Below are 22,132 nucleotides of genomic sequence, written 5' to 3'. Positions count from 1 at the left end.
TCCGTCGCCGACGGCACCGAACTCGCCGCCCGGAAACTCGAACGCCTCCTCACCAACGACCCCGGCATGGGCGTCATCCGCCACGCCGACGCCGGCTACCACCGCGCCATCGAAGTCGCCCACGAACGCGGCGTCCGCATCCCCATGGACCCCAGCATGGCTGAAACCCGCTAACCAGACCCGACCACCCCAACTAGTCCCCACCGCACCCTCGCCTCGCAAGCTCGGCCAGGGAACCCTGGCGGCGTGGGCCCACGGACTAGTCGTTATGGGACCCCAAAACGACAACAACTGCCAGCTAGGTGGGGATGTCAACCGCCCATCATTGAAAGGACAACTAAATGATCGAAATCGACGGACGCCGGCTTGAGCTCGGCGACATTGCAGCCGTGGCAGGTGGCGGAACAAAGGTGACCCTGGCGCCGTCGGCCGTTGAACGCATGGCTGCGTCCCAGCGGTCCGCCCGTGCGACGGCACAGGCACGGCCGGTTTATGGTCGGTCCACAGGCGTAGGCGCTAACCGCTCCGTGACCCTCAACCAAGCGGACACTGAGGTCGACGCCCACGGTCTCAACTTGTTGCGGAGCCATGCCGTCGACGCCGGACGGGCCCTTGACGGCGAGACCGTCCGGGCGATGCTGATCATCAGGCTCTCCCAACTCGCAGCCGGCGCATCCGGCATCAACCCGGCTGTAGCCGACGCCGTCGCGGAAATGCTCAACGCCGATACCCTGCCGGAAGTACGGGAATTCGGCGGTATAGGAACCGCGGATCTTCCCGCCCTGGCTGGAACGGCTCTCACCCTCCTCGGTGAGCGGCCCACAATGGACGGCAACGAAGTGCCGGTGCCAATGGAGACTTGGGCGACCGAGGATGCGCTGCCCTTCATCAGCTCCAGTGCGCTTACCATCGCCCAAGCCGTCCTGGCGCATCAGAGGCTAGCGACCCTGCTGGAGAACCTCACGACGGTCAGCGCACTGACATTCACTGCCATGTCAGGAAACTCCGAAGCGTTTGCCCCGGAAGTCGCAAAGGCGGCAGAATCGGACGCACTGGCAGACGTGGCTACAACCCTTCAGGGACTGGTATCAGGGCATGGCAAGCCCGCACGTATTCAGGACCCGTATTCTCTCCGCATGCTCCCACACGCACTAGGCGCCGTAGTGGAAGAACTCGACGCCCTGAAGCTCGTCTTAGAGCGTCTGGTGGTGGCAGGCCACGAGAACCCCATGGTCTTCGGCTCCGTGGAAGATGGCAGCAACGGTGTGGCGCACCACGGCCTCTTCCAGATGTCCACTCTCGCCCGGCGGATTGACGGGTTGCAGTTGGCACTTGGCGCAGCATGCACCAACACGCTTGGAAGAATCAGCCGGTTATGCGATCCAGCGTACACGGGCCTCCACAGGTTCCTTGCGGTCGACGACTCCGGCCAGTCCGGCGTCATGATGCTGGAATATGTGGCCGCCGCAGCGGTGGGCCATATTCGAGCCAACGCTCAGCCGGTGAGCCTACAAACGGTGGTCCTGTCCTTGGGCGCTGAAGAAGATGCAAGTTTCGCGAGTGTGTCCACCTCCCGGCTGGATTCCACCGTTCGGGCGCTTGCAACGGTTGTTGGTGTTGAACTCCTTTGCGCGTCACGGGCACTGAGGCTGCAAGGCCGGACACCCGGAGAATTCGCGAGTCCGCGGTTCCGAAAGGCCTTCGACGCCGGGCTTTCGTTGCCCGCCGACGTCCAGGACCGTGATCTCCGCCCCGATGTCGACGCCGCGACCCACCTGACGATGCTTCCGGAATTCGGGCGCTAAGCCTACTTAGCTATGGACTGCCGCCCCGGACGGGCGTACCTTAATATCCAAACACCGCACTGGGGAGGTGGAGTGTTTGGCTGGGTATCTGGGGTGCCGTGGCATTTTTTGGGTTCGCCCTGTTCTTCTCGCCGTTTTCGGCGCATTGGCGTGGTTGCTGTGGCTGGCTGGTCCTTCGCAGGCCACAGACCTTCTGCCGACGATTCCGGCTGTCCCGACACCTTCGGTTTCACTGCCCCCGGTTCCCCTCACCGATCCCGTAGGGCCACTCGTCGACCACGTCCCGTCCGTGGTTCCAAGCCCGGGTCAGTTGGCCACAGTTCCTAAGACCGTGGTCAATCAGCTAACTGAGCAGGTCTTGACGCCAGTGGTTGGAGTCGTCGACGCTGTGCAGCCCGTGGTCGAGAACACGATCGGGGAACTCCCGCCATTGCCCGAGCCGCCTTCCGTGCCGGCATTGCCGCCGGTGCCCGGAATACTGCCGCCTCAAGGAACGAGCGTTCCAGCTGTCCCCGTCGATCCCTTACGCGCTGGATCCGTCGCTGCGCTGACCGCGCCCACCACACTTGTCAGCACGAGCCCCCTCACACCTGCCATGCAGTCCGGACCGGGAGCGTTCACAAGTAACCCTGGATTCATTCTGGGCGATCTTGTTGTCCTGCCCCCGGAAATGCTGGCGACGACGGAAATGTCGCCAGTTCCGGGTGGCCCTCCGCCCGGCAAACAGCTCCCTCCGGCCGCGCCCCCACAAGAGTCTGGATCGACGTCGGAGTCGCAGGGTGGCTCGGCCGCCTACGGCGCGGCAGACCTGCCGGAACAGCGTGCGCTGGCACCGCCACCCCGCCACGGACCCATCCCCGACCGCGGGCAATCTCCCTCAGACGATCCCGCATTCGATCCTGGTTCCTCTCCCGACTGATCAGGCCGCCCCTGCCCATCTGGCAGGCACGACCAACTGCGCCACACCGCGCAGGACACATCTGAGTCAGGAGAAGACCATGCAGGACCAGAACCGATTGATAGGAAATTGGCCCGACCCCATGCAGAAGGGAGGCATATAGATAGCATCGCGACAGGCGCTCAGCGCCCATAAGGGAACAAGGACGCCGGCCGCGCAGTCAGTCTGACTGCGCGGCCGGCGTCGTGATGCTGAAGATAGGCCGACGTCCCATTAGAACAGGCCGTTCACCACAGCCTGGGTGAGCTGGTGGAAGATGTCGGTGCGGGCAGGGATATCACTCTCGTCCTGACCCTTGGTGTAGACCACGAACGCGTAGGAGTCGGTCCCGTTGGTGAGGATGCTGGCGTCGTGGAGTTCGTCGTCGAGCAGTCCGTACTTGTGGAAAACAGTGATTCCGGCCGGCACTGCTGCGGGGATGAGTGATTCGTAGTTGGTGTTCTGCATGTAGGACAACAACTGCGCGGTGTCCTGCTGGGTCAACAGCTTCCCGCCGTAAAGGCCGGCCATGATGCTGGCCATTTCGCTTGGAGTCAGCGTGTTGTTCATGGGGTCATAGCTGACGCCGATCGATGCGGCGTAGGACTGCAGTTCCGAATAGCCGACAGCGTCCATGACCAAGGACCAGGAGTCGTTGTCGCTGTCCTGGATCATCTCCTTGATCTGGAATCCGGCCGTGTAGTCGCCCAAGGGATCGTCAAGGGACACAGCGCCCGTTTCGACGAGGTGATAGTACGCGGAGGCAGCCAGGACCTTGGCGGTGCTTGCTGCCTCGAATGGCGCCTGGACCCCGTACTGATGGCTTGAGCCATTGGACAAGTCGATCAGGGTGACGCCGACCTGGTACTGGCTGTTCGCGTCGATGATGCCGTTGATCTCGGCGTCCAAGGCGGGGGTCACGCCGGTAGCCGGCGCAGCCGGCGCAGCCGGCGCAGCGGCTGCGGGAGCTGCGACTGCTGGAGCGGCAGTCGGCGCCTCGGCCGTCGTCGACGACGGTGCGGCGGTCGACGTCGTCGTGGCCGCCGTCGACGGGGTTGCGGCTGGAACAGCTGCCGACGGCGTGGCGCTCGCCATCGCCGATACCTTATGTGGGACGGATGAGCGGGCGTGGGCGGCAGAGTAGACCGTGGCGGTCAGGGTCAGGGCAAGAATGGCCGCAAATGCTGTGAGCAAGGCCGATCGACGTCGGCGGGGACTCCAGCTGTTCCACCGACTTCTCTTTCGTCTGGACCCTTGGCCGGGACGACGGGGCTCTCGCTCTTCCATAATGAACCAACCGTAGCTACCGCAGCTATGTAAGAGCTATGAAAATCCTGTCCGTGAGCCACGTGTCGCCTGGATGAATATCAGGGGTTTCGGAGCGGTGAGCCCAATACCGTGAACCGGGTGCCGCCCAACTCTCCGGACAGCAGTGGCATTGCCTCAGCTATGGCGGCCCGGACGCTGTCCAGCTGCAGCGATCCTTGGTGCGCTTCTGCCGATTCCCATAGTTCGCAAACAAAGACTGTGCCCGGCGATTCTTCGTTGATGCCCACCTCGTAGAGCAGGCAGCCCGCGCCCCGGAGCTCCGGTTTCGGTCTGAGCAGGATAGAGACGACGGCGTCGCGCTGGCCGGGTTTCGTGCCAAGGCTTCCCACATTTGCAAAAGTCATGGGCCCATTGTGCTTCATTCCTCCGACGTTATTGGGGAATCGCGTATCGGCGGACAAAGTTGCCGAGGATCTTCATCGGTTCGGTAGCCGTGATCTTCCGGGCGTCTGCCATCAGCTGTTCAGCAGCCTCGGGCGGGAAGTATCCGGCGTGGCGATACGTGTCGATCCGCGTGACGAGCCCCTCGGCGTCGAGCTCCGGATGGAATTGGGTGGCGTAAAGGTTCGTTTTGATGCGGAACATCTGCACCAGGCAGGCTGCCGAACTAGCAAGCAGCACCGCGTGTCCTGGCAGGACCGTGCAGGCTTCCTTATGGCCGGTAAAGGCGACAAAGCGCTCGGTCATGCCTTCGAGGAGCGGGTCTTGGAGGCCCTCCGCTGTGAGTTTGATGGTTACCCCGCCGAGTCCTTCACCGTAGGTACGGTCGATCACAGCCCCTTGGTGAAGCCCGAGGGTTCCGACCCCATAGCAGGCCCCCAGAAAGGGAAAGTCGGCGGCAACAATCGTGTCCAGCAGTTGCGCGAGTTCCTTCTCCACCCGTTTCTGGACCGGGCTCTTGTGTTCCGGCGGGTCGCTCGAAGTGAAGGGGCTGCCACCCACAATCACGCCGGAATAGTCGGAGAGCTCGAGCGGCGGGAGGGGCACCGCCTCCATCCGGATGCGTTGTAGCTGCTCGGGAACGAGCCCTCCAAAACGAAGATACGCCTGGTACTCTTCCTCGGCGGCGGCGTCTTCGGCGCGAGATGCGAGCAAGAGAAACGGCTTCACAGGCTAAGTGTGCGCCCGGCGCCCGTGACGCGCCAGCATTCGGCTGAAACATAGCATCGAGGGGAGGTGAGCCGCCGTTCACGTGGAAGAAATGTCCGGATTTCGGGCGGAATGGAAAGATTTCACCTCGATTGGCCTAGGAATCCGCGGAATCACTGGGATCTTTGGCGCCTGTCCCGGGCGGCCACTCGTCTGCGCCGGGGCGGCGTTAACATTCCCGAAACACGCCCGTCATGCGTTCTTCACGCCAAGCCCGGTTATGTAACGTCCCCGCAATTTTTCCTCGCACTGCCTGAAACACGGAACCGGAAACATTGAGCAGGGGAAGAACGGGACCAAGCTGCGGCGGTCCTCCTAAGGCATTCCGATAAGAAGGGAAACGCACGTGAATATCACTGCGGAAAACGTTTGGGTAATGGTGTCGGCGGCACTTGCACTGCTCATGACTCCGGCACTCGGCCTCTTCTACAGTGGCATGACGCGGGCCAAGGCCTCCCTCAACATGATCATGATGAGCTTCATCTCCGCGGGCATCGTAGGCGCCGTGTGGATCCTGTGGGGCTACTCGATGATCAGCGGCAAGAGTGTCCTGGGGATTTTCGGCAATCCGTTCACCAGCTTCGGCTCGGCGGACCTGGTCGGCTCCACCGATCTCATCAAGCTCGGCTTCAGCGCCACCTTCGCCATCGTCACCGTGGCCCTGATCAGTGGCGCCATCGCCGATCGCGCCAAATTCTCATCCTGGGTCATCTTCGTCCCCATCTGGATCACCTTGGTGTACTGCCCCTTGGCTTTCATGGTCTGGGGCGGCGGCCTCCTAAGCCCCGGCGGAGCCATCAGTTCGGTCTTCGGTCAGGTGATTGATTTCGCCGGCGGCACAGTGGTGGAAATCAGCTCCGGCGCTGCCGCGTTTGTCCTGGCATTGATCCTTGGCAAGCGCCACGGCTTCGGAAAAGACCCGAATCACCGCCCGCACAACCTCCCTTTCATCATGCTTGGCGCCGGCCTCCTGTGGTTCGGTTGGTTCGGTTTCAATGCCGGCGCGGCCACGACGTCGGCGCAAGCCGGCTTGATCTGGGTCAATACCCTCGTAGCCCCGGCCGGGGCAATGCTCAGCTGGTTGGTCACCGAGAAGATCCGGCACGGCCACCCCACGTCCTTGGGCGCCGCATCCGGCGTCGTCGCCGGCCTCGTCGCTATTACCCCCGCCTGTGCCAACGTGGCTCCCGCCGCAGCCCTCGGCCTGGGGCTGGTGGCCGGCGCCGCCTGCGCCGTGTTTGTCGACCTGAAACACAAGTTCGGCTTCGATGACTCCCTTGACGTCGTGGGCGTCCACCTTGGTGGCGGGCTTGTCGGCACGCTCGCACTCGGATTCATCGCGCTACCCGTCAACGGCAAGGGTGGGGGATTGTTCTACGGCGGCGGACTCCAGCAGCTCGTGGCGCAGATCGTCGCCATTCTTGTCACCCTTGCAGTGTCTGGAATCATGACAGCAATCATTGCCCTTGTGATCCACAAGACCGTCGGATTCCGGGTCAGCCACGAAGCCGAGCTCGCCGGCGTGGACTTGTCCGAGCACGCTGAGACCGCGTACGAGTTCGGCAGCATGTCCCGGAGCCACTTCAACGCCCTCCCGCACGTTGCCGCGATTCCCCACGTCGACATCCCTGTTGCCGCCCGAGCGGCCGCTGCCGTCCCGGTTTCAGCCCGGGCCGCTGCCGTCGCGTCGTCCCCCGCTGCCGCTCCCGCCGTCGAGCTCCAACGCGAAAAGCAAGCAGACCCCGCCTAGCGAATGCAGGCATTTCCGCGGCCGCAACGGACGCGTACGCTCAATTTGTGGATATCGTCGATTTCCTCTCGGACCGCCTGGACGAGGACGAGGCTGCGGCGCGGAGACTCCTCGGCGACCGTTCCGTCTCCGAGGCGGGCAAATGGTACGAGCGGCGCCTCCTCCTGGAATGCGAATCAAAGAGAAGGCTGCTCAGGATCGTAGAATCCGCACGGCAGACGGCCTTGGCCACGATGGTTCGCGGCACGCTTGGGGATACCCCGCAGTGGATCCCGGAATCGATCGAATGGACCACAAAATCGTTGAATGCCCTCGCACTGCCTTACTCGGACCACCCGGATTTCGAGCCGGAGTGGCTGGTGGGCACGTAGCTGGCAGGCGCGAGCCGTGGGAGCAGGAATCGGCAGGATCTTGCCAAAATAAGGGCTTACCGGCCTCATGGCAGCCAAAATCACCACTTTCGGCAGTATCTTGCCGATTTTAGCAAAATGGTTCAGAATGGACCTAGAAAACTGCCAAATCGGCAACATCGTGCCGGATCATCGGAGACTCGTGGAAGACCTAGCGGCGATTGCGGCCACCATACGGAAAGCACGCAAAGAGGCCGGAATCACGCAAGCGGACCTTGCCGACCTTGCCGGGACTTCCGAAAGGACCGTGCGGGCGATTGAGACGGCCACCGGGAATCCTTCGCTGGGGGCCGTCGTGGCGGTAGCCAACGCCGTCGGCCTGCACTTGGCGGCGGCCTGATGGTCGACGATTTCGAGGAGTTCAAGTTCGTTCGTGCAGCGGACGTTCACAAAGGCGGCGTCCTGGCGGGTCACCTTGTCCGCACTGGCCACGGCGGGGTCAGTTTTTCCTATGTGGCGGAGTACCTGACTTCGGGCCTGCCCGCGGTTGCCAGTTCATTGCCCTTGACAGACCTTCCCGTCGAGACTCCCGCTGGCGCTCTTCCGCCGTTCTTCGCGGGCCTGCTGCCGGAGGGGCACCGGCTGAGCGTGCTCAGGGACGCCACCAAAACCAGCCTCGACGACGAACTCACTCTCCTGCTCGCAGTCGGAGCCGATGCGCCGGGAGACGTCCAAGTTGTCCCTGCCGGGGAAATTCCAAGGGAACCGCCACCCCTTGCCGACACATCCAGGCCCGAGGAACTGGACTTCGCCGCCCTCGCCAACGCGGTGGACCGCCATGCCATCCCCGGCGTGCAGGACAAGGCAAGTGCCTCCATGCTGACCACACCGCTGTCCCTCAGGGGACAACGGTATCTGCTGAAACTCGACCCGCCCAACCACGCACACTTGTTGGCAAACGAAGCAGTGCACCTCACCGCCGCCAAGGACCTCAAGATCCCCGTAGCCAAGAGCCGTATCATCACGGACATGCACGGGTTGCCTGGGTTGCTAGTGGAACGCTTCGACCGCGTCCAGGACAAGGACCGATCCTGGGTGCGCCTGCCCATGGAAGACGGAGCCCAGGCGATGGGCCTGCCACCGGCTTCCAAGTATTCAGTGACATCCGAGGACGTCGCTGCTGCGCTGGCTGGGCGGTGCAAAGCCCCACTCGTGGCGAGGCGCAATCTGTATCTACAGTTCGTCTTTGCTTGGCTGACAGGGAACGGCGACCTCCATGCCAAGAATCTCTCGATCCTCGGGGGCCGGCACGGAGGATTCGTGATGGCCCCGATCTACGACATTCCATGCACCTTGCTGTACGGAGACGACTCGCTCGCGTTGCCGGTGTCCGGGAAAACCAAAAATCTCAAAGGGAAGCACTGGGCCGATTTCGCGGCGACCCTCGGCTTGCCACAACGCGCGGCCACCGCCGCCAATGCACTGGCCCTCTCAGTTTCTGGAAAGGTCAAGTTGGAGGACCTACCGTTCACCGGGTCACCGCTCCGAGGCGCCCTGCGCGAGTTGAGGTTCCGGCGCGATGAGCTGGCGGGCTAACTGGCGCCTCGGAAATCACTGCCTACGCTGGCTTAGCCACGTGAAGCCGGGCCTGCGCGACCAGCCGAGTGGTCAGGGGCGAGGCGTCGTTCCGGAGCCAGACCAGTACCGTGGGCACGGGATATGACACTCCGGCAAACGGGCGCCACACGACGCCGGGCGGATCACCGGGCACCACCTGATGCGTACTGAAGGCTCCCAAGCTCTTTTCCGGCGCAGTTCTGCACGAACCGGCCCTCATGGGCGTTCTCGCCAATCCCGATGACGCCATGGCCACAGTGCAACCTGTTATTGCAGCCGGCATGGAGGCCGGAGGGTTTGCTGGCGGTGCCGAGGCCTTCGTCAGGTTCGCGGCAGGGGATGCCGCTGCCCTCTTGCCGCCAGACTTCTTCGAATCAGTCCGGAACAACGCCAGGGTCCTACTTGAAGGGGAGTTCGGTGCCTTTGCGTCTTGGCGGCCTGAACCGGCGGCCTTGGCAGAACTGACGGTGCCACTGGCCGTGCTCAGTGCCGAGCAGACAGCACCATTCTTCGTAGAAGCCGCCGAGTGGATAGCTTCCCATGCTGGCATCAGTCGCCGGACAGTACCTAGCGGACACATGGGCTTCCTAGACCACACGCCGGAGCTGGCCAAGGCGATCGATGACATGTTTTCAGCAGCAACTCATAACGGCTAGGAGGGCGATTTACGACGAGTCCGCGCTCTGGATCCGTCAGAGGGACTGCCGGTATCCGAAGAACTCATGGTCTTCGTTGTAGCCGCCGAATCCGCCACCCACTTGGGAGAAGTCCTCTACGAATTCGATGCCCTTGATCCACTTGACCATCTTGAAGCCGAGCTGCACCTCGTTGCGCAGCCGAAGCGGCGCCCCATGTCCGTACGACAGCGGCGCACCGTTCATGTCGTAGGCGAGCATGGTGAGCTGATAACCCATCTGCTCGATCGGATGGGCATCGTAGTAGTCGCCCTCATCCGGTCCCTCACCCAAAGAATAGAACACCACCCACTTTGCCTCGGGTGTCGGCTTGACCAAGTCGAGGATGGCCTGCATCGACACCCCTCCCCATTTGGCAACTCCCGACCAGCCCTGGATGCAGAAGTGTTGCGTAATCTGCTCGTGGTAATCCATTGCTCGCAGCTCGGCGAGGCTCAACTCGACCGGGTTGCCCACGAGCCCGTTGATGCGCAAGCGGTAGTCCCGGAAATCGTTGTCGAAGAGATTCTTGTATTCGTCGGATTCGGGATACTGGCCGTTGAGCCAGAGGCGCGGCGAGATGTCCTTCTCCGTGTACTGCCCCGGGCGTGAGTCGACATGCTCGAACAACCGTTGGGCCGGCCCGATCAGGGCGTAACCGGCCCTCTGAATGAGGCGCGGATGCCGGATGGTGAGCGGAGTAGCAGCGACCCACCCCACGATGATGACCACCATCGAGGCAGCGAATATCCAGAACCCTGTCCAGGACTGGTCGTTGCGCCCCGCGTACATGTGGTTGAGATTCTCCAGCGCCCCGGTAGTGAGCACCAGTGCCACGTGAAGCACGATGAACAACAGGAACCAGCACAGCACGAGAAAGTGCAAGGAACGTGCCACCTGAATGTTAAAGACCGAGCTGATGCGACGAAAACGCGTGGAGAGTGCCGGAGACATGCCTAGCCCGGTAATGAGGGCCAGGGGTGCGGCGATGAAGATCGTGACGAAGTAGGCGATCAGTTGCAGGCTGTTGTAGTTGGTCCATCCGCTCTCGGTCGGCCAGTCCAAGGACAGGTATTGGATGACAACCGAGATCGAGTTGGGGATGACGTCCCAGCTCAGCGGGACAACGCGCATCCATTGACCCGTCGCGAACAACAGCACGAAGAAGAGGATTCCGTTGGCCAGCCACAGCGTGTCTATCCCAAGGTGCCACCAGCGCGCGAGCCCGATCGAGTGCCGTAGCCCCGGCAGGCCGACCTGCAGAGGGAGGCTGATCGAATCCTTCTTAGCCGTCCACAGTGGATCTTCGGGCACGGGCTTCTGTACCCGGAACCAATCACGTCCCGGAGTCGAATGCCGTGTCCAATACAGTCGCGGGTGGTCCGTGAGTATCTGTGCACCCGAACGGATGATGAAGATCAGGAAGAACATGTTGAGGAAGTGTTGCCACCCCAGCCAGGCGGGAAAACCCGCGGGGGCGTCGTCCGGCAGCTTTGAGGCTCCCGGATAGGTCTTCAGGAACGACTCGACGGGGGGCAACCCCCGGATCCCTTTCGCGACGGCCACCGCGACGACGAGCAGCACGAAGCCGATGGGGATCAACCAGAGCAGATTGAACCACTTGCTGGGGCTGATCCGAATACGCGGGGCGATGCCGCGATCCTGGGGAAGCGAACCGGCGAAAGTCATCGGGTCGATGACGTCCTCCCCGCGCTTCAACTCACTCCGGAAGCTGCCCTCGGCACCGGACCCGGCGTGCGACGTCGGACCCCTCCGCTGCGGGTCCTGCATCGGATCCTGCGGCATCGGTTTGTCAGCTGTCATGAGGCCGAGCCTAGACCCCATTCCGACGCCGCCGCAGTCCGGAGCCCGCGACAAAAAACGGGACCACTTCCCCTGTCAAAGAATTAATCCAGAATCTATTCTGTTGGTGGACCGGTACATGAACGGTCTGTCAGGCCACCGGCACGTCCCGGGAAGCCCATCCCGCTCCGGGGGCCGTCTCTTTGAGGAGGCGTCCATGTCATCTCCCGATGTGCCGACCCGGGGGCCCGCAAGGCCCGGTCCTTATATTGTGGCTGGAATCCTACTGGCCATCGCCATTCTGGTTCCGCTGCTTGTCCCGGTGTATTCGATTGATCAGCCGCGGCTCGCTGGCATGCCGTTCTTCTACTGGTACCAAATGCTGTGGGTCCCGATCACGGCGGGAATGGTGGGCGTCTCCTACTGGCTGGTTACCAAGGAGGACCGTCGCCGCCGCGAGGCCGCGCGTGGCGCGCGCACTGAGGAGCGGGAACAATGAGCGGGCTCACCGTCCCGATGGCGACCACAGCGGACCGGCCCGTCAACGGCGTCGCGCTCACGGTCGTCGTCGTCCTCTTTATCCTGGTGGCTGTCCTGGGCTTCTTCGCCGCGCGTTGGCGCGCTGGCAAGGAGACGGGCTTGCACAGTCTCGATGAGTGGGGCCTCGGCGGACGCGGTTTCGGAACCTGGGTGACGTGGTTCCTCCTCGGCGGGGACCTCTATACGGCATACACGTTCGTGGCGGTGCCGGCGGCGATGTGGGCCACTGGCGCCGTGAGCGGTTTCTTCGCGGTCCCGTACACAATCGTGCTCTACCCGATCGTGTTCCTGTTGATGAGCCGTTTGTGGTCGGTCTCGCACCGGCATGGGTTCGTCACGCCGGCTGACTTCGTTGGCGGGCGCTATGGCAGCAGGGCACTAACGGTTGCGGTGGCCCTCACTGGCATTGTCGCGACCATGCCCTACATCGCGCTGCAACTGGTTGGCATCAAAGCCGTTCTCACGGTGTTGGGGCTCGGCAGCGCGCAGAATGTGCTGCTGACTGACCTTCCGCTGATCATCGCCTTCGTGGTCCTGGCCGCCTACACCTACACCTCGGGCCTTCGGGCGCCGGCGCTCATCGCCGTCGTGAAGGATCTCCTGATCTACCTAGCTGTCATCGTTGCTGTGATCTACCTGCCGATCAAGTTCGGGGGCTGGGACAACATCTTCGGTGCGGCCCAGACGAAACTCGACGCCATCAGCCCGGCGACAGGCAAGCCGGCCGGCGTCTTCATCCCGGGTGCCGCCAGCTATTCGGCATACTGGACGCTGGCCCTTGGCTCGGCCATGGCCTTGTTCATGTACCCGCACTCGGTCACCGGGGTCCTGGCGACGAAGAGCAGGAACACCATCCGCAAGAACGCCGCGGTTCTTCCGCTGTACTCGTTGATGCTGGGATTCCTTGCCCTTCTTGGTTACGCGGCCATCTCTGCGGGCACCAAGCCCATTGACCTGAACGGTGCCGTCAATCCGCAACTGGTGGTTCCGCAGTTGTTCCTGGACAACTTCCCCGCATGGTTTGCCGGGATCGCCTTGGCGGCTATCGCCATCGGCGCGTTGGTCCCCGCCGCCATCATGTCGATCGCTGCCGCCAACCTGTTCACCCGCAATATCTACCGCGACCTGATCCGGCCCGACGCCGACCCGCGGCAGGAAGCGAAGGTCTCTAAGATCGCCTCCCTCGTGGTGAAGTTCGGGGCGCTGATCTTCGTGATCGCGATGGACCAGTCCGCCGCCATCAATATGCAGCTCCTCGGCGGCATCTGGATCCTGCAGACCTTCCCCGCGATCGTGGCAGGACTGTACACCCGTTGGTTCCACCGCTGGGCGCTCTTCGCAGGCTGGGCGGCCGGGATCATCTACGGCACCGTAGCGGCGTACAACGTGGTCAACCCCGTGACGAAGGCCAACTTCGGCGGCTCCATCGCCGCCATCCCGGGCACCAACGTGCAGGTCTACATCGCCGTCGTGGCGTTCGCGATCAACCTCATCGTTGCTGCCGTACTCTCGTTGGTCTTCCGCGCAATGAAGCTCCCCGACGGAAAGGACATCACCCGGAACTCGGACTACGGAGCTGACGAGGACGATCCGAAAGTTGCACAGCTCCAGCGCGAGTACCCCTTGGGCGAAACGGGAGGCGGTACGTTCTGACCGCAGGCACTACCAGTACACGGCTGGTCGTGTGTGAGCGTGCCTAGGCTGGTTGGCGTAGTTCCTGTCCGTGGCGCGTGCGAAACAGGTCCCCGAAATAGTGCGCCGCCATGACAGGCGGGTCTCCGTTCAGTTGCGTTCCTGGCAGGGGTGGGGCTGTTGATCGGTAGTGGTGTCCGGTGGGGGTGCGGATGTCGAGGGCATGCGGTGTCCCGGGGCGTGTTGTTGTCTTGGTTCGTGTTGTCCAGCCGGTGAGTTCTTTGGTGTGGTTGCAGGCTTCGCACAGGCCGGCGCCGTTGGCCAGGCTGGTGGTGCCGCCGTCGTGCCAGGGGATGATGTGGTCGAAGTGCCTGATGGGCGCGTCGCAGTACGGGGTGCGGCAGGTGTCGTCGCGGGCCTGGATGAAGCGCCGCATGCCTGCCGGGAAGAGCCGTGCACGGGAATCGGTGGCGACAAGGTCCCCCGTCCCGGGGGCGGTGTAGAGGCGCCGGAGCCAGAGCTTGAGATCCTGGGGCTGCCCGGACTGGCCGTGTTCGATGTTGCCGCTGCTGCCGTTGAGGAGGGTCCTGGCCCAGCCGGCGGGGACGATGCCGTAGCCGGGCAGCCGTGCCGGCTCGCTGTCGCCCTGGAAGAGGGTGCGGTCGGTCATGACGAGCTGGACCTCGACACCGGTGATGCCTGCGGGGGTGCCGGTGGTGCGTTCGACGAGGGTGTCGGCCATGATCTGGCCCCGGGACCGGGTCTCCCCGCTGGAGCGCAGCGAGTCGGCGTGCCGGGTCAGGGCCGTGTGCACGGCCACGCCCTGCGCAACCGGGAGCAGGGCGGTCAAATAAGTCATGGTGTCCGGTGCCGGGCGCAGGCTGACGTGCCGTTCGGTGGCGGCGTGGCTTGCGCGCGGGGTCACGGAGCGGGGGTCCCGCCGGTACGCCGCGGCCCGGGCCGCGGCGATGATCGCGTTGTCCCCGGCGCCGTCGAAGACTCCGGTGTCGGCGGCGAGTTCCTCGTCCACGGCGCAGCGGTCTTCGGCGGACAGGCAGGCTGTTTCCTTCACGAGCAGGGTCGCGCGCCATTCGTTCAGCTGCCCGGTGTCCAGGGCGGCGAGGGTGTGCGGCATTTCGCTCACGAGGGCTTTCGCGAAGCCGGAGAGCCGGGATCCGCGGGCCGGTGACTCCCGCCGCGCAAGGGCGATTTGTGCTCCGACGCCGCGACCCTGCTCGTCGGCCGGAACACCCGCCGCCGCGTCGGCGCTGCGCTGTGCGGTATCGAACACGACGGCGATCCTCGCCTGCGCAGCCGCGGCCGCGGACTTCAGATCCTCCAGGGCACGCAACTGGTTTATCAGGTCAGTACTGTCGGAGCCTGGGCGCAGCGATCTCACGGCATCGATCAGATCCTCCACACGAAGGCACGGCACCTGGACGCCCGGCACGGCAGCATCCGGAACCGCGTCGCCGGACGGCGCGCCCGTCCCGATCACCTTGGTTCCCCGGTTCCCGGCCATAAGAAAAGCCTCGCAGGGACCACTGACATTATTAGGCCCGAGAACCACGCCCGGGCGAAAAATCTAGGGAAGGAACCGGAATTTTTGGGCGGGCCAGCGAAGGACACCGGACAGCCCGGCCCTCGTTCGAGCCACTGATAGGCGTAGGCTATCGATCGATTCGGAAGTCCAGCCAGAGGAGCCCATCGTGGACACACGAAAACTGAAGTACTTCCTCGCCGTCGTCGACCACGACGGGTTCAACCGCGCCGCCGAACATCTGCTGATCGCCCAGCCCTCGCTTTCGCAGACCATCGCGGGCCTCGAGAAGGAGCTCGGCGTTCCGCTGTTCCACCGCATCGGCCGCAGGGCAGTCCTCAGCGAAGCCGGCAAAGAGCTGGTCGGCCCGGCGCGCCTCGTCATGCGCGACCTCGACGCCGCGCAATCAGCCGTCCAGTCACTCCGTGGAATCAGGAGTGGTCGCCTCGACATCATCACCATGCCCTCCCCCGGCATCGAGCCGCTGACGTCCATGATCGCCGCGTTCACCAAGACGTACCCGGCGGTCCGGCTCAACGTCAGTGCCGCGTTCACTCCCGAAGAGGTGATCGAATCAGTTCGGAACGGCAGCTCCGAGATCGGGCTGGCCGGATCCCCCACACCGATACTGGTACCGGGCGTCCAGGTCCTCGAACTCGAAAAACAACCGCTCATCCTGATCGTCAACCCGCAGGCCGACACCTTCGGCGCCGAGCAAACGGCCATCCAACGCGAGGATCTCGGAGGCCAGCGCATCATTGCGAGCCAGCGAGGCTCCCTCATGCGTTGGCTCGTCGACGATGCCCTGGCGCACGGCGTCGAGGTGGAGATCGTCGTCGAAGTTGCCCACCGGACCTCCATCTTGCCCCTCGTTTTGGCGGGCGTCGGGCACGCGGTGATGCCGTCGTCGTGGGCTCCCACCGCGCACAAAGCCGGGCTCCGCACCCTGCTCATCGAACCGGTGAGCCATCTGGACGTCGCGGTGCTCAGCCGTAAGGACAACCTCACCCCCGCAGCCAAAGCGTTCTTGAATGTCGCTGCGGAACACACGGAAAGATAGGCCTTACCTATCAGCCGGATCGAAACTAAGTCTTGGACGCCACCTACCTGCGGCCCGTCTACTTGAAGAGGAAAGCAGTGTGACTCTGCTAACAAACTCAACGAGGAGGTAGGCATGAGCGCCACCCAAAAATTCAGCATCGCATCGATCCCCGCCGATGGCGTGGGGAAGGAAGTTGTCTCCGCAGGCCGCCGCGTCCTGGACGCCGTGGCCGCGAACTCCGACGGTAAGTTCGCTTTCGAATGGACCGAGTTCCCGTGGGGCTGCGGTTACTACGAGAAGACCGGCCAGATGATGGACCCCAAGGGCCTGGATGCCCTCAAGGACTTCGACGCCATCTACTTCGGAGCCGTCGGCTGGGAGAACGTCCCGGACCACATCAGCCTCTGGGGCCTGCGCCTGAACATCACTCAGAACTTCGATCAGTGGGCCAACATCCGCCCGGTCAAGTTCCTCCCCGGCATCGAGTCCCCGCTCCGGAAGGCTGACAACACGGAGCTCGACTGGATCGTTGTGCGCGAAAACAGCGAAGGTGAGTACGCCGGTCTCGGCGGTCGCAACTTGAGCGGTCGCGGCCCGGGCAACGAGGTCGCGCTCCAGACTGCACTATTCACCGAGAAGGGCTGCGAGCGCATCATGCGTTTCGCCTTCGACCTCGCCCGGACCCGCGCGGTCAAGAAGGTTTCATCCGTCACCAAATCCAACGCCCAGCAGTATGGCATGGTCCTCTGGGACGAAACTTTCAATCGCGTCGCCCTCGAGTACCCGGATGTCCAGACCGAGAGCGTGCTTGTCGATGCCATGAGCGCCAAGTTCATCCTCCACCCCGAGGAACTGTCGGTAGTGGTCGCGTCCAATCTGAACGCCGATATCCTCTCGGACCTCGGCTCGGCACTCGCCGGCAGCCTCGGCCTCGCCGCGAGCGCCAACCTGAACCCGGAGCGCCGCTTCCCGTCGATGTTTGAGCCCGTCCACGGTTCCGCACCGGACATCGCAGGCAAGGGCATCAGCAACCCGATCGGCGCCATCGCCAGCGCCGCCCTGATGCTGGACCACTTCGGCCTGCACGAAGAAGCCCGTTTGGTCGAGGCGGCCATCGAGCAGACCACCGCCGCCGGGTTCTTGACCCGCGACGTCGGCGGCGAAGCCAACACGGAAGACGTCACCGAAGCGATCATCAAGGCACTTAGCCACACCGCGGAGGTCCCTTCCCAACGCTCGCAAGCTCGCGTCGGGGCCCTCGGGTCCCCGCTTAGCGCCAGCCTTCGATGAGTGACGTACGACGGCGGCTGTCCGGCCGCCGTCGTCGTCTTCCGCCGCGGAGGTCCCTTCCCAACGCTCGCAAGCTCGCGTCGGGGCCCTCGGGACGCCGCTTACCCTTTCAGCATTCTCCAGAGACATTCCACAATGAGGTAGGAATCATGGAACACATCAACAAAGCCGGCGCAGCTCCGGCACCCAAAAAACGCTGGTACCGGCAACTGTATTTCTGGGTTCTGACCGCCATTCTCATTGGCGTCCTGCTCGGCTGGCTCGCGCCGACCGCGGGCATCGCCATGGAACCGATCGGGACCACCTTCGTCAATGCGATGAGGATGCTCATCGGTCCGATCGTCTTCCTGACCATCGTCGGCGGGATCGCGAGTGTCGCGGACCTGAAGAAGGTGGGGATGACAGGTCTGAAGGCCCTCACCTACTTCCAGCTCGGCACTATTTGTGCGCTGGTATTCGGCCTGGTGGCGATCAACATCTTCCGGCTTGGCGAGGGCGTCAACGCTACGGCCAGCACCATCAAGACCACCGATGCCGCGGCCAAGCTCATCGACGCCGGCGCACACCAGGAATGGTGGCAGTTCCTGACCAATATCATCCCCACGAGCATCGTCCAGCCCTTCATTGCGGGCGATATTCTCCAGATCATCTTCATCGCGGTCGTCTTCGGCATCGCGTTGAACGCTATGGGCAAGCTCGGCGCCCCCGTGCTCGACGGCGTGCAGCGGCTCACCGGCGTGATGTTCAAGATCCTGGGCTTCATCATGAAAGCCGCGCCCCTGGGCGCCTTCGGCGCCATGGCCTTCGCGGTCGGCAAGTACGGCGTGTCCTCGCTGACGAGCATGGGCGGGCTGATCGCGCTCTTCTACATCACCTCGATCCTCTTTGTGGTGGTGGTCCTCGGCTCCGTCATGGCGTTCCTGAAGCTGAATATCTTTACGATGATCAGGCACTTCAAAGAGGAATACCTGATCATCCTGGGCACCTCGACCGCCGAACCGGCGCTGCCGGGCCTCATGCGGAAGCTCGAGCACGCCGGCGTCAAGAAAGAGACTGTGGGCCTCGTTGTCCCCACCGGCTACAGCTTCAACCTCGACGGCGCTGCGATCTACCTTTCCTTGGCAGCCGTATATATCGCCCAGGCGACGAACACGCACCTGAGCATCGGCCAGCAGTTGGGCCTCATCGCCGTCATGCTTCTTACGTCCAAGGGTGCTGCCGGGGTCGCAGGCGGCGGCTTCATCGCTCTCACTGCAACGTTGGCCACCATCGGTACCATCCCGGCCGCCGGCATCATGCTCATCTTCGGCATCGACAAGTTCATGTCCGAATGCCGCGCTCTCGTCAACTTCACCGGCAACGCCGTCGCCACCCTGTTCATCGCCTGGTGGGACCGCACCCTCGACGCCGACCGCGTCCGCCGCGTCTTCGCCGGCGAAGTCGTGGAGCCGATTCAGGTGGCTGAAGTTCCCGCGCCCGCTGCCGCCGTCGAGCCTTTTCAGGCCCCCGACCGCCACCCCGCCTACTCGGAATCCATCTGACATGACCAACGCAATGGCCCCGAAGACCGTCCTCATCGCGCCGGACAAGTTCAAAGGCAGCCTCACCGCTGGCGAGGTGGCGGACGCCCTGGCAGCCGGGCTCCGTTCCGCCGGGGCGGTCCACTGTGAGCTGCTGCCGCTGGCGGACGGAGGTGACGGCAGCGTCGATGCCGCCGTCGCCTCCGGCTTCGCCCGCCATGCTTTGGTGGTCCCGGGGCCAACCGGACAGCCCGTCCAGGCGAGCATCGCGTTCGACGGCGTCACTGCTGTTGTGGAGGTAGCGAACACTTGCGGTTTGGGGCTGTTGCCGGACGGACGGCTTTTGCCGCTCGATGCGTCGAGCCGCGGGTTTGGCGATGCTGTTCTCTTTGCTCTTTCGTTGAGGCCGGCTCGGATCGTGCTGGCGCTCGGCGGCAGCGCGAGCACCGACGGCGGAATGGGCATGCTCACCGCTCTGGGCTTCCGCTTCCTGGATGCTTCCGGGCTTTCTTTGGAAGGCAACGGACGGAACCTTGGCCGTGTTCATTCCGTTGTTGTGGATGCGCTTCCCGGGCTGATTGGTGTGGAACTAATAGTCGCGAGCGACGTGCACAACCCGCTGTCCGGGCCCGACGGTGCGCCCGCTGTGTTCGGTCCGCAGAAAGGTGCTTCGCTCGCGGACGTCGCAGCGCTCGACGCCGGTCTGACGCACTTTGTCTCTGTGCTTGCATCGGGCGGGTTTGAGAATGCGTCTTCCTTTGCCGAGCATCCCGGCGCTGGGAGCGCCGGGGGGATCGGCTTCGCGTGCCTGTTGCTAGGCGCTTCTCAAGTCTCCGGAGCTGACTACTTCCTGGACCTTCTGGACTTCGACACCCGCAAGGATAGCTGCGACGTCGTGATTACCGGCGAGGGCAGCATCGACGAGCAGACCTTGGCCGGAAAGCTGCCCGCCGCCGTCGCACGCCGATCGGGCACCCGGCCGATCATTGCCGTCGCGGGCCGCTCGTTGCTGCCGCAGGGACGGTGGTCCGAGATGTCGCTCTCGCGTGTCTACGCCTTGGCGGACTACACGGACCAGGACTCGTCGAAGGATCCAGCGCTGTCGGCGGAACTGCTGCGGAGGATCGGGCGGGAGATTGGAGAGGGGCTTGTCCGTTTGAGTGGCATGTAACCTCTGGAGAGGCAGGTACTCCACTGAAGGTAGAGGGCGGGGCTAAGAACGCCAAAGCTCCAGATCTGTCCAGCCGTCCGACATCGCGATCTCAGTCCCGATCGAATTAGTCAGGCCACCGTACAAGCGACTCAGATGTCCCATCTCCATAATTTCGGTGGCTGCCCAGATCGGCATCCGACCGTCGTACTTATCACGGAAATGGGCAACGAATGCCTCGTCGGACGCATTCTGCCGCGCCTGCATCCGGGCAATCCATTGCTCGTGCTTGCTAAAGCTTGGTTCGTCACCTTGAGCACATTGCTGATCAGCATTCGCAGGGAAACTTCAATTCTCTCTATTCCGTCAAGGATGAGCATCCGAAGCCGACGGTCAAAGTCGATGAGGGCTGCGGCGTCCTCGATGGAAGTCCCATACCGATATTCGTTGAGGATCTGCACGCGTTGCCGACCTTCATCGTCCAGGTACGTCTTCGACTCACGAAAAGGGTAGAGGTAGCCGGTGAGTCGGTAGTATCCAACTGCGCAAAGAATTTGCGAGGCTTTTCCGACATCCGGGACTCGCAAGCCGCGTGATGCAAGCTTCTTAATTTGGTCTTCGACCGACAGCCACTGCTTTGCGTACTCACCCACGATTCCCCCGGTAAAGAAAATCAGCCCGAGCCGTGAGGCGAGCGGGCTGATCGTGATGGACCCAGACTATCACGGGTCGCAGACCGCTAACCTAGGCGCGGGAAGGTTCGTTAACGTCGTACGACGCCGGATTCACAGGTCTCTCAGCGAGGAATCCGCGTCGAGCCGGGCGAGTCTTGCGACGTGGCCCACGGCTCCAAGGCACAAGAAGAACGGCACGCAGAAGAGTGCTCCGAGCACGAGCAGCCAATTCGGCATCGCCCACGCAGCCACCGGCAGCAGGTCGAGCTGCAGGCCGCTGAAGACCGCCGTTCCTACGATGGAGCAAATTGTTCCCAGGAGCGCTCCCGCGACGCCAATGATGAGGCCCACTGCCGCCAATTCGACCATGTAAACCCCGGCTATCGAGGCTCCCGACCAGCCGATGGCCTTGAGGAGACCCACTTCGCGGGCCCTCTGCTTAATCCAGCTCCCACCGACCGACACTCCAACGCCGAGGCAGAAGATGATCAAGAACCCACCGATCACCCAGCTGACAAGGGCAAGAAGCGCGAACAGGCCTGACAGGGACCGGATTTGGCCCGCAACGCTGTTCACTGAGTATCCGAGGGCCCGGGCTTGGTTCTGTACATTGACCACTTCGCCTGCTGAGTCAACGCGAACATATGCGCGGGGATAGGTTAACCCTTTGGCATTTGGCCGGGCGTTGGCGAGTGTCGACATGAGCACCTTGCTGGATACGTATGCGGCTTGCGCGCCATCCGTACCCGGCGACGAGTTGTCATAGATACCTGACACACGGAGAGATATGGAAACGGGTTCCCCGTTGCCGGGGCCGATTTCCTTTGTGTACACGAAGCTCATTTCCTTGCCGAGCAACTGAGCGTATTTCTGGCCCTGTCCCTTGTCGGGAAGCAGGATCTGGCCTACCCCAGGGCCGTCTCCGGGCACGTCTCCGAGCAGTACTTTTGGGGCGATGCCACTGATAAATGGCGTCCCCATGAATGCACCGGGGTTGTTCTGAGATGGCCAGTTCGCCGGATCCTCGATGGCGAGGTCAATTTGCGCCCAGCCGGAGGACCCCACCACGTGATCGATTTGGTCGAACCGGGACAACGAGTCGTCGGTGATCTCGCGAGCTGAGTCTGGACCGACCGATGTCACCTCAACGTAATTCAGGGCGGAGTTGGTGGTGATCTTGTTTGAGTATGAACTTATGCCGGCCCCGACGATGCTGTCGGCGAAAATGAATACCGCGATGCCAAGACTCATCAGGACCGCGAGTGGCCTCAATTTCGATAGAGAAAGCCGCACTGACCTCGCAGCAAAGATTCTATTTCTGTTCAAGGAG

At 63.2% G+C, this 22,132-nt stretch carries 20 protein-coding genes and 1 pseudogene; 14 read left to right on the top strand and 7 right to left on the bottom strand.

All coding sequences use genetic code 11. The features are described from left to right. From AB4074_RS15070 to AB4074_RS15060, 3 genes are all read left to right on the top strand, one after another. A partial coding sequence (locus AB4074_RS15070) for a hypothetical protein (RefSeq protein WP_441414101.1) occupies positions 1-174 on the top strand: 174 nt, incomplete at its 5' end. Positions 175-341: 167 nt separating this feature from the next. Beyond that, complete coding sequence (locus AB4074_RS15065) at positions 342-1,805, top strand: aromatic amino acid ammonia-lyase (RefSeq protein WP_441414099.1); 1,464 nt, start codon at positions 342-344, stop codon at positions 1,803-1,805. Positions 1,806-2,136: 331 nt separating this feature from the next. Continuing rightward, a complete protein-coding gene (locus tag AB4074_RS15060; protein ID WP_441414098.1) occupies positions 2,137-2,724 on the top strand; it encodes a hypothetical protein in 588 nt (195 codons plus the stop codon). 252 nt (positions 2,725-2,976) lie between these two features. Here AB4074_RS15060 and AB4074_RS15055 read toward each other — a convergent pair whose 3' ends face one another. From AB4074_RS15055 to AB4074_RS15045, 3 genes are all read right to left on the bottom strand, one after another. Next, positions 2,977-3,936, bottom strand: a complete 960-nt coding sequence (locus AB4074_RS15055) for a serine hydrolase (protein ID WP_441414097.1) — start codon at positions 3,934-3,936, stop codon at positions 2,977-2,979. A gap of 173 nt (positions 3,937-4,109) precedes the next feature. Then, positions 4,110-4,415, bottom strand: a complete 306-nt coding sequence (locus AB4074_RS15050) for a putative quinol monooxygenase (RefSeq protein WP_441414096.1) — start codon at positions 4,413-4,415, stop codon at positions 4,110-4,112. Between the two features lie 28 nt (positions 4,416-4,443). Then, a complete protein-coding gene (locus AB4074_RS15045) occupies positions 4,444-5,181 on the bottom strand; it encodes a glutamine amidotransferase (protein WP_441414095.1) in 738 nt (245 codons plus the stop codon). Between the two features lie 385 nt (positions 5,182-5,566). Here AB4074_RS15045 and AB4074_RS15040 point away from each other — a divergent pair, with 385 nt between their 5' ends. From AB4074_RS15040 to AB4074_RS15020, 5 genes are all read left to right on the top strand, one after another. Further along, positions 5,567-6,970, top strand: a complete 1,404-nt coding sequence (locus AB4074_RS15040) for an ammonium transporter (RefSeq protein WP_441414094.1) — start codon at positions 5,567-5,569, stop codon at positions 6,968-6,970. Between the two features lie 47 nt (positions 6,971-7,017). Further along, positions 7,018-7,341, top strand: coding sequence for a DUF6221 family protein (locus tag AB4074_RS15035; protein WP_441414093.1), 324 nt, complete (start codon positions 7,018-7,020; stop codon positions 7,339-7,341). Between the two features lie 127 nt (positions 7,342-7,468). Next, positions 7,469-7,720 carry a helix-turn-helix transcriptional regulator gene (locus AB4074_RS15030; RefSeq protein ID WP_441414092.1) on the top strand — a complete coding sequence of 84 codons (252 nt, stop codon included), beginning with the start codon at positions 7,469-7,471 and terminating at the stop codon, positions 7,718-7,720. Beyond that, positions 7,720-8,916 (top strand): type II toxin-antitoxin system HipA family toxin, encoded by a 1,197-nt coding sequence (locus AB4074_RS15025; protein ID WP_441414091.1) that lies wholly within the window; start codon positions 7,720-7,722, stop codon positions 8,914-8,916. The genes AB4074_RS15030 and AB4074_RS15025 overlap by 1 nt, the downstream gene beginning before the upstream one ends. 239 nt (positions 8,917-9,155) lie before the next feature. After that, positions 9,156-9,593, top strand: a complete 438-nt coding sequence (locus AB4074_RS15020; protein ID WP_441414090.1) for a hypothetical protein — start codon at positions 9,156-9,158, stop codon at positions 9,591-9,593. A gap of 36 nt (positions 9,594-9,629) precedes the next feature. Here AB4074_RS15020 and AB4074_RS15015 read toward each other — a convergent pair whose 3' ends face one another. Beyond that, positions 9,630-11,435 (bottom strand): molybdopterin-dependent oxidoreductase, encoded by a 1,806-nt coding sequence (locus AB4074_RS15015; RefSeq protein ID WP_441414089.1) that lies wholly within the window; start codon positions 11,433-11,435, stop codon positions 9,630-9,632. Between the two features lie 196 nt (positions 11,436-11,631). Between AB4074_RS15015 and AB4074_RS15010 the strand changes: the two genes are divergently transcribed. Both AB4074_RS15010 and mctP read left to right on the top strand, forming a co-directional pair. Further along, positions 11,632-11,913 carry a DUF3311 domain-containing protein gene (locus AB4074_RS15010; protein WP_441414088.1) on the top strand — a complete coding sequence of 94 codons (282 nt, stop codon included), beginning with the start codon at positions 11,632-11,634 and terminating at the stop codon, positions 11,911-11,913. Continuing rightward, entirely contained in the window at positions 11,910-13,607 is a 1,698-nt protein-coding gene (gene mctP / locus AB4074_RS15005) for a monocarboxylate uptake permease MctP (RefSeq protein WP_441414087.1), read from the top strand. Before AB4074_RS15010 ends, mctP begins: the two co-directional genes overlap by 4 nt. A gap of 43 nt (positions 13,608-13,650) precedes the next feature. Here the strand turns inward: mctP and AB4074_RS15000 are convergent, their stop codons facing one another. Continuing rightward, positions 13,651-15,108: an HNH endonuclease gene (locus AB4074_RS15000; protein ID WP_441414086.1), complete on the bottom strand. Its 1,458-nt coding sequence runs from the start codon at positions 15,106-15,108 to the stop codon at positions 13,651-13,653. 187 nt (positions 15,109-15,295) lie between these two features. Here AB4074_RS15000 and AB4074_RS14995 point away from each other — a divergent pair, with 187 nt between their 5' ends. The 4 genes from AB4074_RS14995 (at position 15,296) to AB4074_RS14980 (ending at position 20,149) form a co-directional block, all read left to right on the top strand. Further along, positions 15,296-16,186 (top strand): LysR family transcriptional regulator, encoded by an 891-nt coding sequence (locus AB4074_RS14995; RefSeq protein WP_441414085.1) that lies wholly within the window; start codon positions 15,296-15,298, stop codon positions 16,184-16,186. Positions 16,187-16,300: 114 nt separating this feature from the next. Then, the gene (locus AB4074_RS14990) at positions 16,301-17,458 is read left to right on the top strand and encodes a tartrate dehydrogenase (RefSeq protein ID WP_441414084.1); all 1,158 of its coding nucleotides are present in this window, start codon (positions 16,301-16,303) and stop codon (positions 17,456-17,458) included. Between the two features lie 149 nt (positions 17,459-17,607). After that, on the top strand, positions 17,608-18,999 hold the full coding sequence (gene dctA, locus AB4074_RS14985; protein WP_441414083.1) for a C4-dicarboxylate transporter DctA: 1,392 nt from the start codon (positions 17,608-17,610) through the stop codon (positions 18,997-18,999). Position 19,000: 1 nt separating this feature from the next. Continuing rightward, positions 19,001-20,149, top strand: coding sequence for a glycerate kinase (locus AB4074_RS14980; protein ID WP_441414082.1), 1,149 nt, complete (start codon positions 19,001-19,003; stop codon positions 20,147-20,149). A gap of 42 nt (positions 20,150-20,191) precedes the next feature. Here the strand turns inward: AB4074_RS14980 and AB4074_RS14975 are convergent. Both AB4074_RS14975 and AB4074_RS14970 read right to left on the bottom strand, forming a co-directional pair. Continuing rightward, a pseudogene (locus tag AB4074_RS14975) lies at positions 20,192-20,781 on the bottom strand (Abi family protein). Between the two features lie 132 nt (positions 20,782-20,913). Then, on the bottom strand, positions 20,914-22,053 hold the full coding sequence (locus AB4074_RS14970; protein WP_441414081.1) for an ABC transporter permease: 1,140 nt from the start codon (positions 22,051-22,053) through the stop codon (positions 20,914-20,916). Positions 22,054-22,132: the final 79 nt, after the last annotated feature.

It is taken from the genome of Arthrobacter sp. 2MCAF14, from assembly GCF_052115645.1.
In the GTDB taxonomy this organism is placed as follows: domain Bacteria; phylum Actinomycetota; class Actinomycetes; order Actinomycetales; family Micrococcaceae; genus Arthrobacter.
This window is presented reverse-complemented; position numbering and strand designations above follow the sequence as displayed.